Consider the following 25509-nt stretch of genomic DNA (forward strand, 5'->3'; position numbering starts at 1 on the left):
GGGGGAAAAGGGAACGGGGGGAGGGCGTCAGCCGCCCGCTTCGTGCCGGCCGGTCGGCCCGGGAATCCGCGAGAGAAAGTCGAGGAAGGCGGCGATGCGCCGCGAGCCGCGCTGGTTCGGCAGGTAGAGCGCGGTGATGGCCGAACTGGCGCGGTTGGGGTTGACCGTCCAGTCTTCCAGGAGGGCGGTCAGCCGCCCGCTCTGGATGTCGTCGTCGACCAGCCAGTCGGGCAGCAGGGCGATGCCTGCGTCGGCCAGCGCCAGTTCGCGCAGCACTTCGGCGTTGTTGCTCTTGAAGGTGCCCGGAACGGGCACCTGGATTTCTTCGGTGCCGCGCAGCAAGGTCCACATCTGCTGGCCCGCGCCGTACGTGAAACGCAGGCACGCGTGCCCGGCCAGCTCCGCCGGCGCGGCGGGGATGCCGCGCTGCTGCAGATAGCCCGGACTTGCCACCACCCTGCGCCGGAACGTGCCGATCTGACGCGCCACCACTTCGTCAAGCGACGCGGCGCTGCCCAGGCGGATGGATAGATCCATGCGTTCGCCGAGCAGGTCGACGATCTCGTCGGTCAGCGTGACTTCCAGTTCCAGTTTCGGATACTGCGCGATCAGGCCGCCGAGGAACGGCGCGATGCAGCGGCGCCCGAACGCCACCGGCAGCGACACGCGAAGCTGGCCCACCGGTGTATCGCCACGGTCGGCGATCAGCGCGTCGGCTTCCGCCACCGCGTCGAGGATCTTGCGCGCCCGCTGGTAATAGGCGGCGCCGGCTTCGGACACCGTCACCTGCCGCGTCGACCGGTTCAGCAGCACGGTCCCCAGCTCCTCCTCCAGGCCATCCATCATGCGGGTCACCGATGACGTGGCCAGGTTGACCCGGCGCGCGGCGGAGGAGAACCCCTTGGCGTCGACTGTCTCGACGAACAGCTTCAATGCCAGCAGCTTGTCCATAGGTAAGACTCCAGCGGTAAGGGTGCCGTCTATCCCTGCGGGGGCTCAGTTGCCGGGCTTGTCGGGCGCGCGCAGGGAACGCATGACGGCAGGCGCGCCGTGGAGGAACATGTCCACCTTGCGGCGGATCACGGCGCCGATGTCCGCGGGCACCTTGAGGCCATAGACCCATTTGCGCACGCCGAGATAGAAGATGGCCGCGTGCAGGCCCCAGATCATCTCGACCTCGGCCTCCAGCTCGGCCGCGTTGCGCGGCTCCGGGATGCCGTACGCGGCGCGCACCTCGGCCAGCACGGGCAGGAAGACCTTGCTGCGCAGCTTGTTGAGGTACTTGTTGTTGATGCCTTCGCGCGTGAGGCCGGCAAAGATGAAGACCCGGATCCATTCCTCGCGCAGGATCACGGAGGCGTAGTCGAGGTAGAACGCATACAGCCGTTCGGTCAGCGGCGTGGCGCGATCGGCGATCTGGCGTTCCCAGTCGGGCCGCCATTGGAACACTTCGCTGTAGACCCGGTCGATCAGCGCCTCCTTGCTGGAGAAGTAGCGGTACAGCAAGGGCTGGGTGACGCCAATCTGCTTGGCGAGATCGCGCGTGCTGCCGGAGAATCCGTTGCGCGTGAAGTGCTCGATGGCCTTCTGCACGATCTGCTGCTCCCGCTCTTCGGGGAGCAGCCGTTTTGCGGTCTTGGCCGGGGCAGGGGTCTCCGGCGGCGTTGCGTCTCGTTTCATTCGTTCACCTGTGACAGGCACGTCCCGTGCGGAGCGTTTGCGGCATTGTACCAATCGGGTGATAAATTGTGAGGCGCTGGCCGGGCTGCCGGCACTGTGGCCGGCAGCACAGGACACGGGACCTACTGCGGCTTGACCAGGCCGAGCTCGCAATCGACCAGCTGATTGTTGAAGGCGCCGCGTTCGCGCGCGCCGCGCGCGGACCGGTCGGTGACCGAGAAGACGTAAATGCCGGCAAAGGCCGCCAGCATGGAGAACAGCGCCGGATATTCGTAGGGGTAGATGGCGCTCGCATGGCCGAGCACCTGCACCCATACGGTCGGGCTCAGCACCGTCAGCACCACTGCGGTCAGCAGACCAAGAGAGCCGCCCACCACAGCGCCCCGCGTGGTCAGTCCGCGCCAGTAGATCGACAGCAGCAGCACCGGGAAATTCGAGCTGGCGGCGATCGAAAAGGTCAGGCTGACGATAAAGGCAATGGTCTGCTTCTCGAACAGGATGCCCAGCAGGATGGACAGTACGCCCAGCACGAGCGTGGTCATCCGGGAGACGCGCATCTCCTCCTTGTCGGTGGCGTTGCCCTGGCGCAGGACCTTGGCATAGAGGTCGTGCGAGATGGCCGAGGAACCTGCCAGCGTCAGCCCCGCCACCACGGCCAGGATGGTCGAGAACGCCACCGCGCAGATGAAGCCGAGAAAGAGGTTGCCGCCAACGGCATGGGCCAGGTGCACGGCCACCATGTTGACGCCGCCGATCACTGTGCCGGCAGGCGTGTGGTAGGCCGGATCGCTGGCCACCAGCGCGATGGTGCCGAAGCCGATGATGATGATCAGCGCGTAGCCGATGCCGACGATGCCGGTGGCATACAGGATGCTCTTGCGTGCCGCCTTGACGTCGCCGACGGTGAAGAAGCGCATCAGGATATGCGGCAGGCCGGCAGTGCCGAAGATCAGCGCCAGGCCGAGCGATACCGCCGAGACGGGATCGGAGACCAGGCCGCCCGGGCGCATGATGGCCGCGTGCTTGCCGTGGGCCTCGATGGCCTGTGCGAACAGCGCATTCAGGCTGAAGCCGAAGCGGCTCATGACCATGAACGCCATGAAAGCGGCGCCCGCAAGCAGCAGCACCGCCTTGATGATCTGGATCCAGGTGGTAGCCAGCATGCCGCCGAAGAACACATAGACCACCATCAGCACGCCGACCAGCACGACCGCCGCCGTGTAGCTGAAGCCAAACAACAGCTCCACCAGCTTGCCGGCCCCCACCATCTGCGACACCAGGTACAGCAGTACGATGACGATGGAACTGGACGCGGAGAACGCGCGGATGGGGCGCTGCTGCAGGCGGTAAGAGACCACGTCCGCCAGCGTGAAGCGGCCCAGGTTGCGCAGCGGCTCGGCGATCAGGAACAGGATGATCGGCCAGCTGGCGAGAAAGCCGATGGAGTAGATCAGGCCGTCGTAGCCGCTGGTGAAGACCAGCGCGGAGATGCCCAGCAAGGAGGCCGCCGACATGTAGTCGCCGGCAATCGCCCAGCCGTTCTGCAGGGCGGTGATCTTGCCGCCGGCGGCATAGTGATCGGCCACGCTGTGGTTGCTCCTGGCCGCCCAGCGCGTGACCACGAGCGTGGCGGCAACGAACATCAGGAACATGGCGATGGCGATGACGTTCATGCCCTGGCCCACCGAGCTTTGTGCCGCGCACGCGGGCGAGGCGGCAAGCAGCAGGGTTGCGGCAGTGGCGGAAATGGAGAAGATGGCGGATCGTTTCATTTTGCTGCCCCTTGCTTGAGCTCGCCGATGCGCTGGTCGTACACGGTGTTGGTGCGATGCACGTACACCGCAACCAGCAGGAAGGTCAGCGCGAACATGCCGAAGCCGACGGGAATGCCCACGCTCATGGGCTGGCCCAGGGTCAGTTGGCGGCCCAGCAGCGCGGGCCGGAAGGCGAGCGTGAGGATGTAGCCGAAGTACACCGCCAGCATGATGGCGGTCAGGGCCCACGCGAACCTGCGCCGCGCGCGCACCAGGGACTGGAATGCCGGATCGGCGAGCAGGGGATTCGGTGGGGGCGCAGCGGGCGCGGCGCTTTCGCGGGCGGCTGCGGCAAAGGTGGGGGCGGTGTGTTCCAAGGCTGTCTCCATTGGGGGCGTTTGGTCTGGCGGGAGGGCGGCGGCGCGCTCAGAAGCGCGTCGAGACCGCCGTCTCGCGCATCACGGCTTCCGGCGTGCGATAGCGCTCGGCCATCTGGCGGTCGGTCTCGTTCTTGAGCTGCGCCTGCATATAGGCGCCGAGGTGGCGCGCGTGCTGGACGATGGCCGCGCCCACCTGCACGCGCTCGGCGCTGTAGCTTTCCAGTGCGGCACTGACGCTGCCATGCGCTTGCAGGGCCTTGACCAGCGAGATGGCGTCGCCCGCGGCCTTGGTCACGCCCATGCCGCAGTGCGGGCGCGCCACGAAGGCGGCGTCGCCGAGCAGCGCCACGCGGCCGAAGGCCATGTGCGGCACCTCAAGGTCGAAGATGGGCTGGAACAGCGGCTGCGCGGCCTTGGTCACGACCTCGCCGAACTGGGGCGCCAGGTTGGCCAGCGCGGCCTCTTCCATGCTAGCAAGCACATCCGGGCGGATCAGCCCGGGCGGGATGCCGCCGGACCAGCGCTTGCCGCTGGCGTCGGTCAGCAGGTCGGGCAGGTCCACGTCTTCGCTGGTGGCGCGATACCACACGAAGTTGTAGCGGCGCTCGCCAACCCGGGTGCTGTTGCCCTGGCCCGCCACCGGGTAGCCGAGGATCTGCTCGCGCGGCGGCAGGCAGAAGGCGAACTTCTCGAACAGCATGTCGCGCGTGGCTTCGCTCAGGCTCGTTTCGTCCACCAGGCCGCGCCAGGCGATGTAGCCGGCGTACTGGAGCCTGGCCTCGGGCAACAGGCACTCGCGCAGCGCGGAGCGGAAACCGTCCGCGGCGACGACGAGATCGGCGTGATGGATCGAGCCATCGTCCAGCATCACCACGGCGCGGCCGGGCTCGCTGCGCACCGACACCACATTGGCGCCCGTGCGGTAGGTACCCCCGGTGAAGGCGGACCGCAGCACGTGATACATCTTGCCCCATGCCGTCAGCGTTTGCGGCAGCTCACGCTGCGACAGCACGCTGCCGTCCTGGGCCAGCGTCAGCCGGGACTTCACCTGCACGCCGATGGCGTCGTCCACCTCGACCCCGGCGGCGGCCAGGGCCTCGAACAATTCCGGATGCGTGACGATGCCCGCGCCGCGCCCGGCAAGGGCGTCGGGAACGCGCTCGCATACCTCCACTTCCCACCCGCCGCGGGCGAGCAGGTTTGCCGCGAACAGCCCGCCCAGCGAGCCGCCCACGATGATGGCCTTCGGCCGTGTCGATAGGGTTGTCATAGTCAGTCTCCTGCCACTTCGGGGTGGGGTGCGCGCGCGCCGTTGCCCGGGATTTCAAGGCCCGCCACCTCGGCGGCGGGGTAGTTCAGTTCGATGGTGACGCCGGATGGGTCCTCGATGAACACCTGATGCAGGCCCAGGCTGGGGACGGTGCGGTCGCGCCACGGAATGCCTTCGGCTTCCAGCTTTGCCCACATCTGCGCCACGCCGGTGGCCAGGAACGCGATGTGGTCGAGGGCGCCGGTGCCCGCCGCCAAGGGTGCGCGGTCGCCGAGGTAGCCGGACAGCCCGCCGGGGTTGCCGGGGTCGGCACCGATGATGTGCACCGTGCCAAAGTCACCCTCGTCCCCGCCCATGTACAGCCAGGCGCCGGGGAAATCGAAGGGCGGGCGATAGCCTTGCCTGAAGCCGAGAATGCGTTCGTAGAAGGCGCAGGATTGCTCGAGGTCCGTGGTGCGGATCGAGAAGTGCGCGAGCTTGCGGATGGTCATGGTTGCCTTTGCTATTGATCGATCGATTAGTGATCGTTTGATAAATTGTAGGGCGGCTGAACGGAACAGCCAAGAGCGGAAAAGGGGAGTACTTACCCTGATTGGCGGAGTGCATGCCGGCTGCGCCACTTCTTCGCGGCACGGCTCCGTGCCTTAATGCAGTGCGATTCCCATGATGCGGTTACCCATGTCGATGCCCCACTGGGTCATCTGCTTGCCTTGCGCGAGTTCGCCCTGCTGCCAGCGTTGCAGCGCCTGGTCCGGGTCGGCCGTGTCGTCGAGCGCTTTGGCCAGCGCCACGGCATTGGCCGCGGCCTTGGCGGTGCTGCCGGCGGTATGGGGGCGGGGCATGAAGGCGGCATCGCCGGTCAGCAGTACGCGGCCGAACACCATGCGAGGCACCTGCAGGTCCTGGATGGCCTGGACGAAGATCTGATCGGTGTGATCGATCAGCGCGCGGAACGCGGGGTTGGCGCGCGCGGCGGCGGTCTGGCGAAACCCTTTCTCCTGCTCGGCCGACAGCAAGCCCGGTGGGATCGAATGGCTGCGGCGTTTTCCGTGGCGATCGGTGAGCACGGCATCGAGCGCCGCGCCGGGCTCGGCCTTCAGGTACCACAGCCAGTTGAAGCGGCGTCGTCCGGGCGCCGTGGCGCCGTCGGCGCCGGGCACCATGTACTGCAGCATCATCGAGTCGCGGTCTTGCTGGAACACGAAGTTCTCGTGCAGCAGCGGCCTGGCCGCCTCAGGCAGGCGGCCTTCGTCGACCAGGCCACGCCAGACGACATAGCCGGCATAGCTGGGGGCGACGCCGGGCAGCACGATACTGCGCACCGTGGAGCCAGCGCCGTCGGCACCGACCAGCAATTCGCCGCACGCCTGGCGTCCATCGGCGAAGGTGGCGCGCACGCCGTGTTCGTTCTGCGCGATCGCAGTGAGCGCCGCGCCGCGGTGATAGTGCGCTGCCGGAAAATGATCGAGCAGGGTGGCATACAGCGTGTTCCATGAGGTCTGTGTCTGCGGCATGCGCTGGCGGTGGAGCACGTCGCCGCCTTGATCCAGGAACAGCCGGTCGTGCGAGCGCACACCTAGCGCTCCGTGCGCGGCGATGCCGGCGAACGAGAACGCCCGCAGTACCTCCGGCTGCAACACAATGCCGCCGCCACGGCTGTCGAGGTCCGATGCCGAACGCTCGAACACGTCGACCTGCCAGCCCACGGCGCGCAGCGCGGTGGCCGCGAACAGGCCGCCCAGCGAGCCGCCTATGACCAGGGCCTTGCGCGGGCCGACGGAGGATGCGTCATTGGTGTCCATGTGTGGCTCCAGAGTGCGAGTGGATGCATTGCATCGTAGAAGCGTCCGGGCCCGCAGAGAATGCATGGCGGGGGCAAAGCAGTTTTGCGTGGGCGGCAACGGGGTGGGCGCACTCGCCCCGCGAACCTGGCGTTGCGCCGCCGGCAACGCAGGTTTGCGCTGGCATGCCATTCCGCTGATGCGGCCCGCCGTCTACGCTGGCTGCATCACTCACGCAAGGAGCCGTCATGAAACCCGTTGACACCCAGATCACCTATGACTTTATTTGCCCGTGGTGCTGGATCGGCCATCGCAACCTGAAGGCCGCCATTGAGCGCGTGCCGGCCGAGGTCGCCCCCGCGATGTCTTATGTGCCCTACGAACTCAACCCGGACATGCCGGTGGAAGGCGCCGACCGCAAGGCCTACCGTACTGCGAAGTTCGGCAGCTGGGCCCGTTCGCAGGCCATGGACGCAGAGGTGGCGATGATGGGGCGGCGCGCCGGGCTTGATTTCAACTATGACCTGATCACGGTCACGCCCAATACCCGGCTTGCGCACCGGCTGATGGCTTTCGCCCAACAGACCGGCGACGCAGCCATGGTGGAGGCACTGTTTGAGGCCATATTCGCTGCGTACTTTTCCCGCGGGGAGCACATCGGCCTGATCGATGTACTCGTGCCGCTAGCCGTATCGGCTGGATTCGATGCGCAAGCCGTGCGGCACCACTTGTCTGGCACCGACGGCGAAGCGGAGGTCGTGGCGGCGCAGGCGAAGGCGCTGCGCGAGGGGGTCCGCTCCGTGCCCTCGATGCGGATCGGCAACACCGTCATCGCTGGGGCGCAGCCCCCTTCCATCATGGAAAAGGCATTGCAGGCGGAAATGGGCAATGCCATTTAATAGTGAGCGCAGCGGCAGCGTGCACCGCGCGGCTGCCGCAGAGAATCTGGAGAACACAGAAATGAACAAGCAAGCGACGCTTCATTACGTCTACGACCCGTTTTGCGGATGGTGCTATGGTCTTGCGCCGCTTGTGTCGGCGGCCGACGAAGCTGGCCTGAGGGTGGTGCCGCACAGCGGCGGCATGCTGGCGGGAGAACGGGCGCAGAACATGTCCGCCGAATGGCGCGATTTCGTTCGCCCTCACGAGGAACGCATCACCGCGCTCAGCGGGCAGCCTTTCAGCGAGACGTACCAGCAGGGCACGCAGTACGACTACGATGTCAGGCTGGATTCCGGCCCGCCCACCGCGGCGATGCTGGCCGCTGAATCCGTCGCCGGCGCAGGGCTAAAGATGCTCGAGCGCCTTCAGACTGCGTATTACCGCGAGGGACGCCCGATCGCCGAGCGCAAGGAACTGATCCAGATTGTCGACGAACTGGGGCTCGATGCTGCATCGTTCGCAAACGCCTACGACGAGGCGGGCGCGACGCTGCCGGACCATTTCGAGCAGACCCGGGCGCTACTCGATGAGATCGGCGGCCGTGGTTACCCGGCGCTGGCCATCGAGCAGGACGGCAAGATTTCGAGGCTGCGCCTGGGGCGGTACCTCGGGAAGCCGGAGTTGTTCAAGAAGGCAATGGAGGAGGCTTTGGCGCAATCAGTGCGTGCTCCGGCGTCATTCAGGCGGTTGGGTTGATACCTTGCCCACGCGAATCGCGCGGCGCTGCGGTGCAGGCAGTCAGCGGATTAGAATGCTCGAACCGGCGCGCTCCACGCTGACCCGGCGCCATCCGGGCGCCGCAGCGCGCGCTTGATTGGCGACTTTCCGTATCCAGGCTTTTATCGTGACCATTCGCAGCTTCCAGGGCAAGGCCCCCCAACTCGGCGACCGCGCGTTCGTCGACCCCAGTGCCGTCGTGATCGGCGACGTAGAGATCGGCGCGGACAGTTCCATCTGGCCGCTGGTGACCATCCGTGGCGACATGCACCGCATCCGCATCGGCGCGCGCACCAGCGTGCAGGACGGCAGCGTGCTGCATATCACCCATGCCGGCCCCTTCAATCCCGACGGCTTCGCGCTCACCATCGGCGACGACGTGACGATCGGCCACAAGGCGCTGCTGCATGGCTGCACGGTAGGCAGCCGCATCCTGATCGGCATGGGCACCATCGTGATGGACGGCGCGGTGATCGAGGATGAAGTGATCCTCGGCGCCGGCAGCCTGGTGCCTCCGGGCAAGGTGCTCAAGAGCGGGCATCTCTATGTCGGCAGCCCGGCGAAAGAGGCTAGGGCGCTGACGGAAAAGGAGCTTGGTTTCTTCCGCTATACGGCGGCCAACTACGTCAAGCTGAAAGACCAGCACGTGGCGGAGCTGAAGGGCGCTTGACGGGTTGCCTGCCTGGTTCGCGGGGATATCCCGGCCGCTCTTGCCCAGGATCGCCGCGAACCCCAGTCTGTCGTCCAGCGCCGCGCAGGCATTGATGCTTGTGAGGGCTTTGCCTTTACAATAGAAGATCACATTTTCGAGAAAAAGAACAATGAACTTCTATCAAGGCAAGGTTTCGGTGCGAGCGATCTCCGCATTGCTGGTCATCGTTTGCGCGTCGCTCTGTGTAGCGCCGGCCAGTGCGCAGTCCATGGCGAATATGGGCGGGTCGGAGCAGGTTTCCGTCGGCACGCTGTCGATCCTGGCCGCGCCTGTCGTCAGCGTGGCCGGCAGCACCGGTGGCGCGGGCCCGGTGCAGGGTTCCTTGCTGGCAGGCATGGGCAGCGCCTTTGTCGTTTCCGGCATTGCGCAGGGCGGGAAGGATACCGTCGAGGTGATCCTCGACTCGGTCAGCACCGCGGGCAAGGCTTCGGTCAAGGTCGCCAAGAGCGGGTTCGAGAAGCTGGGCGTCTCGGTCGGCGCCACCGTGAACGCCGTGGCCGATTCGACCGGCACCGTGCTGGTGGTGTCAGGCAAGGTGCTCGCCTTCATTCCCAATTCGGTCGGTGAGGCGTTGCTTTATCGCGAGCGTGTTCCCTCGGCCGCGAAGCCGTGAAGGGGCACACCATGATCTCGAACTGGATGGGCCGCACCGGCCGCGCCGGCGCCTTGCTCGCCTTGCTGCTGGTTCCGCTGCTGGCGTCGGCAGGGCAGAGTTGCGAAGACACGCCGCTCAGCACGCAGACGCTGCGCCAGGCCATGGCCACGGCGCAGAAGGTGACGGCGGAGATGGAGCGGCGCCAGGACAACGTGGCGCTGGTGGGCCGGGTGGGGCAGGACCTGTCCAGCTACGGCCTGAAATACAGTCACGTCGGCATCATCTACCGCAACCCGGCGGACGGGCGCTGGCGCATTGCCCATTTGCTCAATAGCTGTGGCACCGCGCAGTCGGATCTGTGGTACGAGGGCGTCGGCAATTTCTTCCTGGACGACATGTTTTCGTACGATGCCGTCCTGATCGTCCCTCCCAAGCAGATCGCCGATCGCCTGCTGCCGCGCCTGCAGGATGGCGCAGCCCTGCGCTCGGTTCACGATATCAACTACAGCCTGGTATCGTACCCATTCTCCACGCAGTACCAGAACTCCAACACCTGGGTGCTGGAAACGCTGGCAGCCGTGGAAGCCAGGGACGCCAAGATTGTCAATCGCGAGCAGGCGCAAGCCTGGCTCAAGCTGGCCGGCTACCAGCCGTCCGAGATGAAGATCGGTACGTTCAAGCGCCTGGGTGGCCGCGTGTTCAAGGCCAACGTGGCCTTTGACGATCATCCCGCTGAACTGCGCTTCTCCGACCGCATCAGGACCGTCACCGTCGATTCCGTGATGCGATTCCTGGCGGACCGCAAGGAGGGCTGGCAGGTCGTGGAAATTCCGGCGGCGCGCTAAGCCGCCGGCGCCGCTTGCGCTCAGATCACCTTGCCCGGATTCATCAACCCCTGGGGATCGAGCGCCTGCTTGATCGCCCGCATCATCGCCAGCTCCACGCCGCTCTTGTAGCGGCGGTTCTCCTCGCGCTTGAGTTGTCCCAGCCCATGCTCGGCGGAGATCGAGCCGCGGTGGGCGTGCACGCTGTCATGCACGATCAGGTTGATGGCTTCCGAGTTGCCGAGGAAGGCATCATGGCTTTCGCCCACGGGCGGCGACACGTTGTAGTGCAGGTTGCCGTCGCCGAGATGGCCGAAGGTGACCATGCGCGCGCCGGGGAAGGCTTGCTGGATCAGGGCGTCGGTGGTGTCGATGAAGTCGGCGATGCGCGAGATCGGCACGGCGATGTCGTGCTTGATGTTCTTGCCTTCGTCGACCTGGGCGAGCGGGATATGTTCGCGCAGGTTCCAGAAGTCGCGTGACTGCTGCACGGATTCGGCGACCACCGCGTCTTGCACCACGCCGGCTTCGAAGGCTGTTTCCATCAGCGCTTCGAAGATGGCGCGCGCATGGTCTTCGCTTTCATTGTCGGACAGTTCCAGCAGCACGACCTGGGGGTGCGGGCGGTCGAACGGATAGCGCAATTGCGGATAGTGCGTGGTGACCAGCGACAGGCATCGCTCGGACATCAGCTCGAAGCCGGTCAGCATGGCGCCCGCGCGCTGCTGGGCGATGGCCAGCAGGGCCAGCGCAGCGCGCGGGTTGGCCACGGCTGCCAGCGCGGTGACGCGGGCGCGTGGCAGCGGGTAGAGCTTCATCACGGCGGCGGTGATGATGCCAAGCGTGCCTTCCGCCCCGATGAACAGGTCGCGCAGGTCATAGCCCGTGTTGTCCTTGCGCAGGCCGCGCAGGCCGTCCCAGATCTCGCCGGCAGGCGTTACCACCTCCAGCCCCAGGCAAAGCTCGCGCGTATTGCCATAGCGCAGCACGGCCGTGCCGCCCGCGTTGGTGGAAAGGTTGCCGCCGATGGTGCAGCTGCCCTCCGCGGCCAGGCTCAGCGGGAACAGCCGCCCGTGCTCGCGCGCGGTGTCCTGCAACTGCTGCAGGATCACGCCGGCTTCCACGGTGATGGTGTTGTTGAGCGGGTCCACCTGCCGCACGCGGTTCAGGCGTTGCAGCGAGATCACCACCGAAGCCTGGTCCGCCTGCGGCGTGGCGCCGCCACATAGCCCCGTATTGCCGCCTTGCGGCACCACGGCCAGCTTGTGCGCGTGGCAGGCGTGCATGGCGGCGGCGACTTCCTCCGCCGTGCCCGGCCGCAGCACCGCCACTGCCTCGCCCGTGTAGCGCTTGCGCCAGTCGGTCAGGTAGGGGGCCTTGTCGGCGGCGTCGGTCAGCACGTGCTGCTCGCCGAGCGCGGCGCGGCACAGGGCAAGGAAGGATTCGAGGTGCGAGGCGTTCATGGCGGTGGGTCCGGGAGGGCGGCCGCCGTCAGGGCGGCCGCGCTGAGATGGATCGGTGCGGGCTGATGGCGAGCTCGCCGGCGTGGTCATTTGCCGGGCTTGGCCGGCTGCAGGGCCTTGGCACGGCGCTTGTAAGGGCGCAGGTAGAGGATGGTGCCGAAGAAGAACAGCAGCGTCAGGGCCACCTCGGTCCACGCCAGCGAGGAAGATGGCGCGCGGTCGCTGGTGGCGCGCACGATGCCTTCGGTGAAGAACAGCAGGATCAGCATCGACGACCACTGCATCGTGTAGCGGTTGCGGGTCAGCACGCCGCGCAGCGGCAGCAGCAGAGGCAGGAACTTGAGGATCAGCCAGGAGCCGCCCGGACGCAGCGGCGCCAGGAACCATTCCCAGGCGATGCACAGCACGATCAGCGCGATCAGGCTGCCGGCGCTCAGGCGCCACAGGGTGGCGTTGTGCAGCGCGCCGTCGCTGGTGTTGGCGGTGGACGGGGCCGTGGTGTGCGACGCGTCCGGGACTTTCGGGGCGGCGCTCATGCGCGGCTCCCGCCGGCCAGGCGCAGCGCGGTCTCGGCCAGCCGTTTGCCCATGGCGCGCGCGAGCGTGGCTTCCTCTTCGGACACCGGCGCGCTGTTGTCCACGCGCGCGTGGTGGCTTGGGCCGTAGGGCGTGCCGCCGCCGGTGGTGGTCATCAGCGCGCTTTCCGAATAGGGCAGGCCCATGACCAGCATGCCGTGATGCAGCAGGGGCAGCATCATGGACAGCAAGGTGGTTTCCTGGCCCCCGTGCAGGCTGCCGGTGGCGGTGAACACGCAGGCGGGCTTGCCGGTGAGGGCGCCAGACAGCCACTGGGCCACCGTGCCATCGAGGAAGTACTTCATCGGCGCGGCCATGTTGCCGAAGCGCGTGGGGCTGCCCAGGGCCAGGCCCGCGCACTCCTCGAGGTCGCGCAGTTCGGCATACGGCGGGCCTTGCGGGGGGATATCCGGAGCAGTGGCTTCGCTCACCGTCGAGACCGGCGGCACCGTGCGCAGGCGCGCCTGGGCGCCGGGCACGCTGTCGATGCCGGTGGCGATGTGTTCGGCCAGCTTGCGGGTGCTGCCGTGGCGGCTGTAGTAGAGGACTAGGAGTTCGGTCATGGACGGAGCTACGGCGCCAAACGGTGTAACCGGGGAGGCGCCAGGATGGAGCGGTCCCGGGAGGCAGGCCGGGTTTGTGCCTTGCGCTGCGCGCGAGGGCAATGCGCGTATTATAGTTGCGGCCTCGCCACGGAATCCGGTAAGGAGTTTCCCCCGCATGTTTGCCGCCCGCATCGTTCGCCTGCGCAGGGAATGGAATCTGCAAAAACTACGCGCGCTCACGCGCTACGCGCTGCGTCGCGCCGGCGAAGGCCGCTTGCCGCAGGTTGCGGCCAGCCTGACTTTCACCACGGTGCTGGCGGTGGTGCCGGTGCTGACCGTGGCCTTCGCCTTGCTGGCGGCCTTCCCGGTATTCCGCGAGTTTCGCAGCGCGACCGAATCCTTCCTGTTCCAGAACCTGATTCCTGGCAACGTCAGTAATTCCATCACCAGCTACCTTGGCCAGTTCGCCAAGAATGCCAAGGGCCTCACGGCGGTGGGCCTGGGTGGCCTGATGGTGACTTCGGTGCTCACCATGCTGACGGTGGAGGACGCGCTCAACGCGATCTGGCGCGTCAAGCAACGCCGCCCGCTGGCGCAGCGCGTGCTGGTGTTCTGGGCCGTGCTGACGCTGGGCCCCGTGCTGATCGGCGCCAGCCTGTCGATCAGCTCCTACCTGATCTCGGTCTCGGCCGGCTATGTCGGCACCATGCCGTTCGGGCTGGGGCTGGTGGTCGGCCTGACGCCAGTGCTGCTGTCGGCGGTCGCCTTTGCCTTCCTCTACACGGCCGTGCCCAACGCCAACGTGGAGTGGCGCGACGCGATTGCCGCCGGGCTGGTGGCAGCGCTGGCCTTCGAGCTGGCCAAGCGCGGCTTCGGCTACTTCGTCACCCATATCCCGACCTACACCGCGGTCTACGGCACCTTTGCCGCGCTGCCGATCTTCCTGCTGTGGATCTACCTGAGCTGGCTGGTGACGCTGCTGGGCGCCACCATCGCCGCCAACCTGCCGGTGATCCGGCAGGGCTACTGGCGCCGCCGCACCTTTGCCGGCAGCGAGTTCTTCGATGCGCTGGGCGTGCTCTACCTGCTCTATCGGGCGCGGGACGAAGTGCCGCGCAGCGTCGGCGAGCTCGATCTGGGGCGCAAGCTGCGGGTGGAGGCCGACTACCTGGCTGGCCTGCTCGGCAAGCTCAAGGGCATGCATCTGGTCGGCAGGCTGGCGCAGGATCGCGGCCAGGCGCACTGGGCGCTGTTGTGCGATCCGGGCCAGGTGACGCTGCGCACGCTGCACGACCGGCTGGTGCTGAACCTGCCGCGCCTGCCGCGCACGGCGCTGGCGCAGCAACTCCAGGGCGCCGATGCGCTCAAGCAAGTGCTGGACAATCCGCGCCTGGACCAGCCGCTGGAGGCGGTGTTCCGGCGCCAGCAGCAGGATCAACAGGCGCAAGCGCAGACCGGGACGGACGCCCAGGAACGCCCCGCCGATCCCGCGCGGCGCACCCTGGAGGTGGTGCCGCCCGGCTGGCACGGCCAGGTCTGATGGCCGCGCAGGCCTAGAAGGGAATCCTGCCGCGCCAGATATCGCCGTACATCACCCAGTCGCCCATCAGGCTGTAGAGCGGATGCCGGAAGGTGGCGGGCCGGTTTTTCTCGAAGACGAAATGGCCGACCCAGGCGAAGGCATAGCCGGACACTGCGGCCGCTGCCAGCCACCACCAGTTGCCGCTGAGCAGGAGTGCAAGCAGGCACAGCAACGCCACGGTGGAGCCGGCGAAATGCAGGCGGCGGCAGGTGCGGTTGCGGTGCTCGTTCAGGTAGAAGGGGTAGAAGGCGGCGAAATTCTCGAACTCACGGGGGTGGGCCTGGGGCATGGCGGGGCCTGGGGGGTGTTCGGGGACTTTTAGTTTAGGTGGGGGGTAACTGCAACTGCAACTGCTTAACGTCAAAGGCAACTGCAGTTTCACCACCCCTGCGGGGCGGCGACCTACTTTTTTGTCTTGCCAAAAAAGTAGGCAAAAAAGGCGCCCCATACGGCCTTGGCACACCTTGACGGCTCGCTTCGCATCGCGCTTGGGTGATTTCCGCCTGACGGGCGGGAATCACGGCTACACCTAGTCGTTCACCTTGTCCGCTGGTTTGCCCCCTTACCCACTTGTGTGAGAGGGGCCGGCGGAGACGGCGGGCGCTCGCCACGCCGCAGCCTTCAACCCGCCGCTACCACCTTGCGCGCGAACGCTGCCAGCGCGTCCAGTACCTCATCCGGCCTTTCCCCCATCAGCGCGTGCCCGCAAGGCACCGTGACCGTGCTGGCCGAGGCCATCCTTGCCGCGAGCGCCTGAGCGGCCTTGGGCGAGGTCATCATGTCCTTGCTGCCGCTGATGAACAGGGCGGGGCAGCGCACAGCGGCCACGGCGGCGTCGCCATTGGCGTAGGCGTTGCAGGCGGAAAAGTCGTTGTGGAAAACGTGGCCTTCGGGGTTGCGTTGTGCTACGCGTTCCATCAGGCGCTGGCTGCCGCCTTGCATCCACGAGCCCGGACCCGGCGAGGACGGCTTGTTGGCGAGGCTGGAGTGCGACCACGCGTTGACCATGGCGATGGCCTGGTCCACGCGGTTGAGCGAGGCGTTGAGCAGGGCGTCGGCGACTTTCATCGGGTAGGCCGTGGCAAGCAGGGCGATGCCGCGCACCGCGTCAGGATGGCGGGCGGCCGTTTCCAGCGCGATCAGCGAGCCCATGCTGTGCCCGAAGACCAGCGCGGGGGCGCTGACGCCGGCTGCGCGGACCAGTTCGATCACCCAGTCGGCCATCGCCTCGACCGTCTTGAGGGGCTCGCCCTCGCTGCGGTTGTGGCCAGGCAGGTCCACGGCCAGCACGCTGAAACCGTGGTTGGCGAACCAGCGCGTCTGCAGGGCCCAGACGCTGTGGTCGTTCTGCGCGCCGTGCACGAACACGGCACAGGGCAGGGCCGGGTCGAAGGGTTTGCCGCCGGTGTAGGCGTAGGCCTTGCGGCCTGCGATCGTCAGTTCCATCAGGCTTGCCCTCCCTTGGCGCTCATGGCTTTTTCGGCGGCCTTGAGGCCGCGCTTGAGGTCGTCGATGAGGTCGTCCGGGTCTTCCAGTCCGACCGACAGGCGGATGGTGCCTTCGCTGATGCCAGCCGCCTGCAGCGCCGCGGCGTCCATGCGGAAATGGGTGGTGGAGGCCGGGTGGATGACCAGCGAGCGGGCGTCGCCCACATTGGCCAGGTGTGAGAACAGCGCCAGGCTTTCGATGAAGCGCTGGCCTGCGCCACGGTTGCCCTTGAGGTTGAAGCTGAACACGGCGCCCGCGCCGCGCGGCAGCAGGCGCTTGGCGAGTTCGTAGTCAGGGTGGGATTCCAGCTCCGGATAGGCGACGGACTCGACCATCGGGTGCGACACCAGGAACTGCACCACGCGGCGCGCGTTGTCCACATGGCGGGCCATGCGCAGCGGCAGCGTCTCGATGCCCTGGAGCAGTTGCCAGGCGGCCATCGGGCTCAGGCAGGCGCCGAAGTCGCGCAGGCCTTCGCGGCGCGCGCGCAGCAGGAACGGCGCCACCGTGCTCTCCTCGGTGAAGACCATGTTGTGAAAGCCAGCATAGGGCTCCGACAACTCCGGGAAGCGCCCGGAGGCTTCGAAGTCGAAGGTGCCGCCTTCCGCCAGCACGCCGCCGATGGTGGTGCCATGGCCGCCCAGGAATTTGGTGGCCGAGTGATAGAGCAGGCCGGCGCCCAGCTCGAAGGGCTTGAGCAGGTAGGGCGTGGTGAAGGTGGAGTCGACCAGCAGCGGGATACCGTTGTCCTGGCCGAGCTGCGCCAGGGTCGGGATGTCGAGCACGTCCAGCCCGGGGTTGCCCAGGGTCTCGCCGAACAGCAGCTTGGTCTCGGGCCGGATGGCCGCGCGCCAGGCGTCGATGTCGCGCGCCTGCACGAAGGTGGTCTCGATGCCGAAGCGGCGCAGCGTGTAGTGCAGCAGGTTGTGCGAGCCGCCATACAGGGCGCTGGACGCCACGATGTGCGAGCCCGCGCCCATCAGCGTCGCCACCGCCAGATGCAGCGCGGCCTGGCCCGAAGCCACGCCGATCGCGCCGGCGCCGTTCTCCAGGGCGGCGATGCGCTCCTCGAAGACGGCGACCGTCGGATTGGAGATGCGGGAGTAGACGTGGCCCGCGCGTTCCATATTGAACAGCGAGGCGGCGTGCTCGCTGTCTTTAAACACGAAGGATGTCGTCAGGTGGATGGGCGTGGCCCGCGCCCCCGTGGCGGGGTCGGGGGCGGCGCCAGCATGCAGCGCCAGGGTGTCGAAACGGGTACCGGACATGGCTTCCAGGGCTAGAGTTGTCTCCGGATCGCATCGTAGCATCCGCTGCCGCCGGGGGCACGGCAAATAGCCTTGGCGGCCCCGGCGGCGGCCCGTGCTTTACTTGTGCGGCTGGTTTCGGCTAGGATCGGCGCATCAGGCCGTGCCGGCAGCGGCAGGTAATAAACAGCAAAACAGCAGATTCAGAGAAGCGGAGACCATCATGAAAGTCAGCGACATCCTGCAGATCAAGGGCAACACGCTCTATACGGTGAAGCCGGAAACGTCACTGCTGCTGGCGGTCAACATCATGGCAGAGCACGATATCGGCTCGCTGGTGGTGATGGAATACGGCGACCTGGTCGGCATGCTGACCTTCCGCGAGATCATCAAGACGCTCTCCGCCAACGGCGGCAACGTCGGCACCACCAGCCTGCGCAAGGTCATGGACGACGCGCCGCTGACCTGCACCATGGAGACGGACGTCAATGAAGTCCGCCGCATGATGCTGGAGCGCCACACCCGTTACCTGCCGGTGCTGGACAACCGGACGCTGATGGGCGTGATTTCGTTTTACGACGTGGCCAAGGCCGTGGTGGAAGAGCAGAGCTTCGAGAATCGCATGCTCAAGGCCTACATCCGCGACTGGCCGGAAGAAAAGACCGATTGAGCCGCCATGGCGCGAGAGGCGCCACGTAGCGGCGGCCGGGTTGTGTCGATCGAGGCGCTGCGGGCTGTACTCCCTCCCGGGGCGCGGCCCGTAGTCCGTACAAGTGGTAAATGCCGCGCAACGACGCGGCATCTTTTTGAGCCGACCGCTACATGAGCGCTACATGAGCCAACAAAACCAATTCCGTCTGCTCCGCACGCGCCGCTTCGCGCCGTTCTTCTGGACCCAGTTCCTGGGCGCCATGAACGACAACCTGTTCAAGGTCGCCTTCACCTCGCTGGTCACCTACCATACGGCGCTGTTCGACGGCGTTGACGCCAAGAGCGCGGCATTCCTAATCTCGGCCATCTTTATCGCGCCGTTCGTGCTGTTCTCGGCCACCAGCGGCCAGATCGCCGACAAGATCGAGAAGTCCCGGCTGATCCGGCTGGTGAAGACGCTGGAAATCGCCATCATGCTGCTGGGGCTGGCGGGATTTGCCATGCACAGCGCGCCTTTGCTCTACACGGGCACCTTCCTGATGGGGCTGCACTCGACGCTGTTTGGGCCGGTCAAGTTCGCATACCTGCCGCAGCACCTTGACGAGACCGAACTGGTGGGCGGCAACGGCCTGGTGGAGATGGGCACCTTCGTGGCCATCCTGCTTGGCACCCTGCTTGGCGGCGAACTGGCCGGGCTGACCCATGGCGAGAAGATCGTGGGGCCGTTCTATGTCGGCGCAGCTTGCGTAGCGCTGGCGCTGGCCGGCCGCATGGTGTCCGCGCGCGTGCCGGACTCGCCGGCGCCGCAACCCGACCTGCGCATCAACTGGAACCCGTTTACCGAGACCTGGCGCAACCTCAAGCTGGCGCGCACCGACCGCACGGTGTTCCTGAGCCTGCTGGGGATTTCCTGGCTCTGGTTTTTGGGCGCGACCTTCCTCACCTCGTTTTTCAGCTTTTCCAAGGACGTGCTGGGCGGCGACCAGAACGTGGTGACGCTGCTGCTGGCGGTGTTCTCGCTGGGCATCGGCACCGGCTCGCTGCTGTGCGAGCGGCTGTCCGGGCGGCATGTCGAGATCGGCCTGGTGCCGTTCGGCTCGATCGGCATGACGGTATTCGCGGTCGACCTGTTCTTCGCCAGCAACGGCGAGCGGCACAGCGAACTGTCCGGGCTGGCCGGCTTTGCCGCCGACCCGCGCCACTGGCGCGTGCTGATCGACCTGTTCCTGCTGGCGATGTTCGGCGGCTTCTACAGCGTGCCGCTGTACGCGCTGATCCAGAGCCGCTGCGCGCCGACGCACCGGGCCCGCATCATCGCCGCCAACAACATCCTCAACAGCTTCTTCATGATCGGCTCCTCGCTGCTGGCGGTGGTGCTGACCCAGGCTGGCTTCAGCATTCCGCAGCTGTTCCTGGTGGTGGGGCTGCTCAACGCCGTGGTCGCCATCTACATCTATTCGCTGGTGCCGGAGTTCCTGCTGCGCTTTATTGCCTGGATCCTGGTGCACACGGTGTATCGCCTGAAGCGCGTCAATGCCGAGCACATTCCGGCCGAGGGCGCGGCGGTGCTGGTGTGCAACCACGTCAGCTTTGCCGATGCGGTGGTGCTGATGGCCGCCAGCCCGCGGCCGGTGCGCTTCCTGATGGATCACCGCATCTTCAAGGTGCCGCTGATGTCGTGGTTCTTCCGCCAGGCCAAGGCGATCCCGATCGCGCCGGCGCACGAGGATCCGGTCATGCTGGAGCGCGCCTACGACGAAGTCGCGCGGGCGCTGGCCGGCGGCGACCTGGTCTGCATCTTCCCGGAGGGCAAGATCACGGCCACCGGCGAGCTCAATCCTTTCAAGCAGGGTGTGCAGCAGATCATCCGGCGCACCCCCGTGCCGGTCGTGCCGATGGCGCTGCGCGGGCTGTGGGGCAGCTTTTTCTCCCGCAAGGGCGGCAATGCCATGTCCCGGCCATTCCGGCGCGGCATCCTGAACCGGCTGGAGCTGGTCGTGGGCGACCCGATCGCGCCGGAACTGGCCACGCCGGAGGGCCTGCAGGAAGTCGTGCAGGGCTTGCGCGGCGAGTGGCGCTAACGACAAGCGGGAGGCGGCAACCATGATCACGCTTTACACCTTCGGGCCGGCGTTCGGCCTGCCAGACGCCAGCCCTTTCGTCACCAAGGCCGACATGCTGCTCAAGCTCGCGGGGCTGCCGTACCGCGCCGCGCAGGGCGGCCTGCGGCGCGCGCCCAAGGGCAAGCTGCCCTATCTCGACGACGAGGGCCGCGTGGTGGCGGACTCCACGCTGATCCGCTGGCATCTGGAGAAGACCTACCACATCGACTTCGATGAAGGGTTGACGCAGTCCCAGCGCGGCACGGCCTGGGCGGTCGAGAAGATGCTGGAAGATAACTTCTACTGGGCGGTGGCCGACGCGCGCTGGAACCACGACGCCAATTTTGCCCGGGGCCCGGCGACGTTTTTCCGCGCCGTGCCGTGGCCGGTGCGCGGGCTGGCGATGCGTTTTGTGCGCTCGAAGATCCGCCGCATCCTGTGGACGCAGGGGCTCGGGCGCCATAGCCCGGCCGATCTGGCCGCGATCGCCGGCCGCGATGTGGCGGCCGTGGCCGACGTGCTGGGCAGCCAGCCCTACCTGATGGGCGACGAGCCTTGCGGCGCCGACGCCACGGTCTTTGCCTTCATGGCCGGCGCGCTGTGCCCGCTGTTCGACACGCCGATCCGCACCGCCGCCGAATCCCACCCCAGCCTGGTGGCCTACGTGGCGCGGATGCGAGAGCGCTTCTATCCGGACCTGCAGGCGGCGCCCGCGCCCTGAGCGCGAGCCGGGGAGGGCCGGAAGGGCGGCAAAAGCCTTACAATGTAGCCCGTTCCCCAATTCTCACGCCCTGCGCGGTCTCCCATCATGTCCGGCAATACTCTCGGCCTGCTCTTCACTGTCACCACTTTTGGCGAATCGCACGGGCCGGCCATCGGCGCGGTGGTGGATGGCTGCCCGCCGGGCATGTCCCTGACTGAGGCCGACATCCAGCTGGACCTGGATCGCCGCAAGCCCGGCACCTCGCGCCACGTCACGCAGCGCCAGGAGCCCGACCAGGTCGAGATCCTCTCCGGCGTGTTCGAGGGCAAGACCACCGGCACGCCGATCTGCCTGCTGATCCGCAACACCGACCAGCGCAGCAAGGACTACGGCAATATCGTCGAGACCTTCCGCCCGGGCCACGCCGACTATACCTACTGGCAGAAGTACGGCATCCGCGACTATCGCGGCGGCGGCCGCTCGTCGGCCCGCCTGACGGCACCGGTGGTGGCGGCGGCGGCCGTGGCCAAGAAGTGGCTGCGCGAGCAGTACGGCACCGAGATCCGGGGCTATATGTCGCAACTGGGCGAAGTCCGCGTGCCGTTCGTGGACTGGGCGGAAGTGCCGGAAAATCCCTTCTTCGCCCCCAATGCGGAGATCGTGCCGGAGCTGGAGACTTATATGGACGCGCTGCGCCGCGACGGCGACTCCGTCGGCGCGCGCATCGAGGTGGTGGCGAGCCATGTGCCGGTGGGCCTGGGCGAGCCGCTGTTCGACAAGCTCGATGCGGATATCGCGCATGCCATGATGGGCATCAACGCCGTCAAGGGCGTGGAGATCGGCGCGGGGTTCGAGAGCGTGAGCCAGCGCGGCAGCGTGCATGGCGACTCGCTCAGCGCCGAAGGCTTCCGCGGCAATAACGCCGGCGGCGTGCTTGGCGGTATCTCGACCGGCCAGGACGTCACCGTCTCGCTGGCAATCAAGCCCACCTCCAGCATCCGCACCCCGCGCGAATCCATCGATAAGGCAGGCCAGCCAGCCACGGTGGAAACCTTCGGCCGCCATGATCCCTGCGTGGGCATCCGCGCCACCCCCATTGCCGAAGCCATGCTGGCGCTGGTGCTGATGGACCATGCGCTGCGCCACCGCGCCCAGTGCGGCGACGTCAAGGTCGACACCCCGCGCATTCCTGCCCAGTCGCCGCAGTCCGGCCAGTCGCGCTGAGTTGGCGCAGGCGGAACAACACGCCCGCGCCGCGGGTGCCGGGCGCGTCTCAGAGACGCGCTTCGGCCTGTTTTACCTCGGCTACTACGGCTACGTCGGCGTCATCTCTCCCTATGTGAGCCTGTTCTTCGCCGGGCGCGGTTTTTCCCCGGTACAGATCGGCGTGCTGATGGCCTGCTTCCAGGTCAGCCGCATCGTCGGCCCGTATTTCTGGGGCTGGCTGTCCGATGTGATGCACACCCGCGTGCGCCTGCTGCGCCTGGCCGCCGTGACATCCCTGCTGGCCTTCCTGATGGTGCCCGGCGTTACCAGCTATGGCGGCATGATGGCGATGATGATCGGGCTGAACCTGATCACCAGCGCCATGTCTCCGCTGGGCGACGCGCTCACCATTTCCACGCTGCGCCGTTACGGCGCCTTCGATTACCGCTACGGGCGCATCCGCATGTTCGGCTCGGCCGGCTTTATCGCGGCCGTGCTGCTGGGCGGGGCGCTGTTCGAGCGCTACAGCATGGAGGCGTTCCCGTGGCTGGCGAGCGCCATGCTGGCGCTGTTCCTGGTGGTGGTGTTCGGGATGCGGGATGCGCCCGACGACGGGCCGCGCGTCAAGCCGCCGCCGGCGCTGCCGCTGCTGCGCCGTCCCGATGTGAGCTGGTTCTTCGGCTCGGCGTTCCTGATGATGTTCGCCCATGCCGCGCTGTACGTGTTCTATTCGCTGTACCTGGAGCAGCTTGGCTACAGCAAGTTCGCCATCGGCGTGATGTGGACCATCGGCGTGGTGGCCGAGATCGTTTTCTTCTTTTACCAGGGGCGGTTGTTCGCAAGCGTACCGTTGCGCACCATCCTGGCCGGCACCTTCGTGCTGGCCGCGATCCGCTTTGGCCTGACCGGCTATTTTGCCCAGTTGTCATGGCTGATGGCGCTGGTGCAGGTCCTGCACGCGGCCACCTTCGGCGCGCACCATAGCGCCAGCCTGAAACGCCTGCAGCGCTGGTTCGCGGGCCCCTTGCAGGGGCGTGGCCAGGCCCTTTACACCGGCCTTTCCTACGGCCTTGGCGGCACCTGCGGCGGGCTGGCGATGGGGTGGACCTGGAAGGCGCTCGGGCCCGCTCACACGTTCGGGCTGGCGGCACTGGCGGCGGCGGGCGGCGCGCTGTGCGCGTTCATGACGTTCCGTGCGGAGGCGGCTTCCGACGCCAAGGCGGATGCCGCTCCGGCCGGGCGCTGACGCGCGCCGGCGTTTGGATCGTTCAGGGCTTCACAGCAGGCCTGCCACGTGCTCGGCTAGCGCCAGCGACGACGTCAGCCCCGGCGACTCGATGCCAAACAGGTTGACCAGCCCGGGCACGCCATGGGTAGCGGGGCCGTCGATGCGGAAATCCGCCGCCGGCTCGCCCGGGCCGCTGATCTTGGGGCGGATGCCGGCATAGCCCGGCTGCAGCGCGCCATCGGCCAGCCCCGGCCAGTAATTCCGCACTTCACCGTAAAAGCTGTCGGCATCGGCCGGATCCACGCCGTACTCGATCTCGTCGATCCAGCGCACATTAGGGCCGAAGCGCGCCTGGCCGCCCAGGTCGATCGTCAGGTGCACGCCCAGGCCGGCGGCCTCCGGCACCGGGTAGATCAGGCGCGAGAAGGGGGCGCGCCCGGCCAGCGTGAAGTAGCAGCCTTTAGCGTAGTACTGCGATGGAATATGTGCGGCAGGCATGCCTTCGATGCTGCGCGCCAGCGCCGGCGCGGTCAGACCGGCCGAGTTGATCACGGTGCGCGCCAGCAGCGTGGTGGCGGCCGCCTCGCCCTGGCTGCCCACGTCGAGGCGGATGCCATCCGGCATCACGGCGCCGCCGGCCACGGGCGACTGCACCGCCAGCATGGCGCCGGCATTCTCGGCGTCGCCCAGCAAGGCCAGCATCAGGCCATGGCTGTCGACGATGCCGGTGGATGGCGAGAGCAGGGCGGCGCGGCATTGCAGGTTTGGCTCCAGCGCCTGCGCCTCGGCCTGGCTGAGCAACTGCAGGTCATGCACGCCATTTGCCGCGGCCTTGGCCCGGATGCCTTCCAGCGTGGCGACCTGGGCCTCGGTGGTGGCTACGATCAGCTTGCCGCAGCGCTGGTGTTGAATGTGGTGCGAGGCGCAGTAGTCGTACAGCATGGCCTTGCCGCGCACGCACATCGCGGCCTTGAGCGAGCCGGCCGGATAGTAGATGCCGGCGTGGATCACTTCGCTGTTGCGCGCGCTGGTGATGGTGCCGAAGGCGTTCTCGGCTTCCAGGATGATGACTTCGCGGCCCTGCATGGCCAGTTGTCTCGCCACGGCCAGGCCCACTACGCCCGCGCCGATTACCACGCAATCTACTTGTTCCATTGTCGTTCTCTGCTGATGCGGCCGGCGCCTGTCAGGCGATGCGTGCCGCGGGTCCCTGGATTGTGTTGTGCGGTGGATAGGCCCTGCGCGCTGCGCGCCAGGGCTTAACGCAAAGTCAGCCCCATGCGCTTGGCTGCCGCGCCGAGGTGCCTGCGTGCGGCCTGCCGCGCCGCGCTGGCGTTGCCGGCGGCAATGGCCTCCACCAGCGCGGAGTGCTCGCTGTCCGCGCCCTGCGAGCCGCCGCGAAAGCGGGCGGCGTTTTCCCAGGCGGTTTGCCGCGCCGCCAGCATGTGCTGGCCAACAAAATCGGTCAGGCCGGTGAAGCAGGGGTTGTGCGCGGCCTGCGCGATGGCGTGGTGGAACGCCACGTCGGCGGCTGCGGCGCTGGTGAAATCTTCGGCGTGCTCGCGCATCGCGGCCAGCGCGGCGTGGATGGCTTGCAGGTCCTCTTCGGTGCGGCGCAGCGCGGCCATTTCGGCGCAGGCGCACTCCACCACCATGCGCAACTCGAATAACTGGGCCGGGGTCGGGCCGCCTTGCAGTTCGGGGGCCATGCGCCACACCTGGCCGCCGGGCATGTCCGATACATAGGCACCGGAGCCTTTGCGCGTGACCAGCAGCCCATCCGCCTTCAGTTGTGCAATGGCCTCCCGGACGATGGGGCGGCTCACGCCAAAGGTCTCGCCGAGGGCGGCTTCGGCCGGGAGCCGGGCGCCGGCGGCAAAGCGGCCGGCCGCGATGTCGGCGCGCAGGGCGTCAGCGATACGTGCGGCAAGCGAGGCGGGGCGGCTTAGGACGGTCATCGATAAATATGTAAGGCTGTCAGACAGATTGTGGAGAGATTTTGCGAGGAAAGCGGGACGGCGTCAAGGCATGCCTGCCCTCTTGGTTGTCGGATTGTTCTTAAGG

At 67.1% G+C, this 25509-nt stretch carries 26 protein-coding genes; 11 read left to right on the plus strand and 15 right to left on the minus strand.

Annotated elements, in window-relative coordinates; genetic code table 11:
• Nucleotides 1-27: 27 nt before the first annotated feature.
• The 7 genes from AB4061_RS02090 to AB4061_RS02120 all read right to left on the minus strand — a co-directional run bounded on the left by AB4061_RS02090 (nt 28) and on the right by AB4061_RS02120 (nt 6886).
• Nucleotides 28-951, minus strand: a complete 924-nt coding sequence (locus AB4061_RS02090; RefSeq protein WP_441630485.1) for a LysR family transcriptional regulator — start codon at nt 949-951, stop codon at nt 28-30.
• Between the two features lie 45 nt (nt 952-996).
• Nucleotides 997-1680, minus strand: coding sequence for a TetR/AcrR family transcriptional regulator (locus AB4061_RS02095; protein WP_217446607.1), 684 nt, complete (start codon nt 1678-1680; stop codon nt 997-999).
• A 122-nt stretch (nt 1681-1802) separates the two neighbouring features.
• On the minus strand, nt 1803-3452 hold the full coding sequence (gene actP, locus AB4061_RS02100) for a cation/acetate symporter ActP (RefSeq protein WP_441630487.1): 1650 nt from the start codon (nt 3450-3452) through the stop codon (nt 1803-1805).
• Nucleotides 3449-3811 carry a DUF485 domain-containing protein gene (locus AB4061_RS02105; protein ID WP_441630489.1) on the minus strand — a complete coding sequence of 121 codons (363 nt, stop codon included), beginning with the start codon at nt 3809-3811 and terminating at the stop codon, nt 3449-3451. The genes actP and AB4061_RS02105 overlap by 4 nt, the downstream gene beginning before the upstream one ends.
• Nucleotides 3812-3860: 49 nt before the next feature.
• Complete coding sequence (locus AB4061_RS02110) at nt 3861-5084, minus strand: FAD binding domain-containing protein (RefSeq protein ID WP_441630491.1); 1224 nt, start codon at nt 5082-5084, stop codon at nt 3861-3863.
• A 2-nt stretch (nt 5085-5086) separates the two neighbouring features.
• Nucleotides 5087-5575 carry a VOC family protein gene (locus tag AB4061_RS02115; protein WP_441630493.1) on the minus strand — a complete coding sequence of 163 codons (489 nt, stop codon included), beginning with the start codon at nt 5573-5575 and terminating at the stop codon, nt 5087-5089.
• A 153-nt stretch (nt 5576-5728) separates the two neighbouring features.
• Nucleotides 5729-6886, minus strand: a complete 1158-nt coding sequence (locus AB4061_RS02120) for an FAD binding domain-containing protein (RefSeq protein ID WP_441630495.1) — start codon at nt 6884-6886, stop codon at nt 5729-5731.
• Between the two features lie 227 nt (nt 6887-7113).
• On the opposite strand from AB4061_RS02120, the gene AB4061_RS02125 reads away from it, so the two are divergent.
• The 5 genes from AB4061_RS02125 (at nt 7114) to AB4061_RS02145 (ending at nt 10676) form a co-directional block, all read left to right on the plus strand.
• A complete protein-coding gene (locus AB4061_RS02125; RefSeq protein WP_441630497.1) occupies nt 7114-7764 on the plus strand; it encodes a DsbA family oxidoreductase in 651 nt (216 codons plus the stop codon).
• A 61-nt stretch (nt 7765-7825) separates the two neighbouring features.
• Entirely contained in the window at nt 7826-8503 is a 678-nt protein-coding gene (locus AB4061_RS02130) for a DsbA family protein (protein WP_441630499.1), read from the plus strand.
• A gap of 148 nt (nt 8504-8651) precedes the next feature.
• Nucleotides 8652-9194: a gamma carbonic anhydrase family protein gene (locus AB4061_RS02135; protein ID WP_441630501.1), complete on the plus strand. Its 543-nt coding sequence runs from the start codon at nt 8652-8654 to the stop codon at nt 9192-9194.
• Between the two features lie 151 nt (nt 9195-9345).
• Nucleotides 9346-9849 carry a hypothetical protein gene (locus AB4061_RS02140; protein ID WP_441630502.1) on the plus strand — a complete coding sequence of 168 codons (504 nt, stop codon included), beginning with the start codon at nt 9346-9348 and terminating at the stop codon, nt 9847-9849.
• An 11-nt stretch (nt 9850-9860) separates the two neighbouring features.
• Nucleotides 9861-10676, plus strand: coding sequence for a DUF2145 domain-containing protein (locus tag AB4061_RS02145; protein WP_441630504.1), 816 nt, complete (start codon nt 9861-9863; stop codon nt 10674-10676).
• Nucleotides 10677-10696: 20 nt separating this feature from the next.
• Here AB4061_RS02145 and AB4061_RS02150 read toward each other — a convergent pair whose 3' ends face one another.
• The 3 genes from AB4061_RS02150 to wrbA all read right to left on the minus strand — a co-directional run bounded on the left by AB4061_RS02150 (nt 10697) and on the right by wrbA (nt 13256).
• Nucleotides 10697-12118 (minus strand): FAD-binding oxidoreductase, encoded by a 1422-nt coding sequence (locus AB4061_RS02150; RefSeq protein WP_441630506.1) that lies wholly within the window; start codon nt 12116-12118, stop codon nt 10697-10699.
• Nucleotides 12119-12204: 86 nt separating this feature from the next.
• Nucleotides 12205-12654: a DUF2069 domain-containing protein gene (locus tag AB4061_RS02155; protein ID WP_441630508.1), complete on the minus strand. Its 450-nt coding sequence runs from the start codon at nt 12652-12654 to the stop codon at nt 12205-12207.
• Nucleotides 12651-13256, minus strand: coding sequence for an NAD(P)H:quinone oxidoreductase (gene wrbA / locus AB4061_RS02160; RefSeq protein ID WP_441630509.1), 606 nt, complete (start codon nt 13254-13256; stop codon nt 12651-12653). Before wrbA ends, AB4061_RS02155 begins: the two co-directional genes overlap by 4 nt.
• 157 nt (nt 13257-13413) lie before the next feature.
• Here wrbA and AB4061_RS02165 point away from each other — a divergent pair, with 157 nt between their 5' ends.
• Entirely contained in the window at nt 13414-14778 is a 1365-nt protein-coding gene (locus tag AB4061_RS02165) for a YihY family inner membrane protein (RefSeq protein ID WP_441630511.1), read from the plus strand.
• A 13-nt stretch (nt 14779-14791) separates the two neighbouring features.
• On the opposite strand, the gene AB4061_RS02170 is transcribed toward AB4061_RS02165, so the two are convergent.
• The 3 genes from AB4061_RS02170 to AB4061_RS02180 all read right to left on the minus strand — a co-directional run bounded on the left by AB4061_RS02170 (nt 14792) and on the right by AB4061_RS02180 (nt 17576).
• Nucleotides 14792-15109, minus strand: coding sequence for an Mpo1-like protein (locus AB4061_RS02170; protein ID WP_441630513.1), 318 nt, complete (start codon nt 15107-15109; stop codon nt 14792-14794).
• 332 nt (nt 15110-15441) lie between these two features.
• On the minus strand, nt 15442-16266 hold the full coding sequence (locus tag AB4061_RS02175) for an alpha/beta fold hydrolase (protein WP_441630515.1): 825 nt from the start codon (nt 16264-16266) through the stop codon (nt 15442-15444).
• Complete coding sequence (locus AB4061_RS02180) at nt 16266-17576, minus strand: O-acetylhomoserine aminocarboxypropyltransferase (RefSeq protein ID WP_441630517.1); 1311 nt, start codon at nt 17574-17576, stop codon at nt 16266-16268. Before AB4061_RS02180 ends, AB4061_RS02175 begins: the two co-directional genes overlap by 1 nt.
• A gap of 202 nt (nt 17577-17778) precedes the next feature.
• Here AB4061_RS02180 and AB4061_RS02185 point away from each other — a divergent pair, with 202 nt between their 5' ends.
• The 5 genes from AB4061_RS02185 to AB4061_RS02205 all read left to right on the plus strand — a co-directional run bounded on the left by AB4061_RS02185 (nt 17779) and on the right by AB4061_RS02205 (nt 23463).
• A complete protein-coding gene (locus AB4061_RS02185) occupies nt 17779-18225 on the plus strand; it encodes a CBS domain-containing protein (protein WP_006163173.1) in 447 nt (148 codons plus the stop codon).
• 163 nt (nt 18226-18388) lie between these two features.
• The gene (locus AB4061_RS02190) at nt 18389-20287 is read left to right on the plus strand and encodes an MFS transporter (protein ID WP_441630520.1); all 1899 of its coding nucleotides are present in this window, start codon (nt 18389-18391) and stop codon (nt 20285-20287) included.
• Between the two features lie 22 nt (nt 20288-20309).
• Nucleotides 20310-21029 carry a glutathione S-transferase C-terminal domain-containing protein gene (locus AB4061_RS02195; RefSeq protein WP_441630522.1) on the plus strand — a complete coding sequence of 240 codons (720 nt, stop codon included), beginning with the start codon at nt 20310-20312 and terminating at the stop codon, nt 21027-21029.
• An 87-nt stretch (nt 21030-21116) separates the two neighbouring features.
• Nucleotides 21117-22235: a chorismate synthase gene (aroC, locus tag AB4061_RS02200; protein ID WP_441630524.1), complete on the plus strand. Its 1119-nt coding sequence runs from the start codon at nt 21117-21119 to the stop codon at nt 22233-22235.
• A gap of 1 nt (nt 22236) precedes the next feature.
• Nucleotides 22237-23463 carry an MFS transporter gene (locus AB4061_RS02205; protein WP_441630526.1) on the plus strand — a complete coding sequence of 409 codons (1227 nt, stop codon included), beginning with the start codon at nt 22237-22239 and terminating at the stop codon, nt 23461-23463.
• A gap of 30 nt (nt 23464-23493) precedes the next feature.
• Here AB4061_RS02205 and AB4061_RS02210 read toward each other — a convergent pair whose 3' ends face one another.
• Complete coding sequence (locus tag AB4061_RS02210) at nt 23494-24600, minus strand: NAD(P)/FAD-dependent oxidoreductase (RefSeq protein ID WP_441630528.1); 1107 nt, start codon at nt 24598-24600, stop codon at nt 23494-23496.
• A 104-nt stretch (nt 24601-24704) separates the two neighbouring features.
• Nucleotides 24705-25403, minus strand: coding sequence for a FadR/GntR family transcriptional regulator (locus AB4061_RS02215; RefSeq protein WP_441630530.1), 699 nt, complete (start codon nt 25401-25403; stop codon nt 24705-24707).
• Nucleotides 25404-25509 lie beyond the last annotated feature (106 nt).

Source organism: Cupriavidus sp. YAF13, from assembly GCF_052113425.1.
In the GTDB taxonomy this organism is placed as follows: Bacteria; Pseudomonadota; Gammaproteobacteria; order Burkholderiales; family Burkholderiaceae; genus Cupriavidus.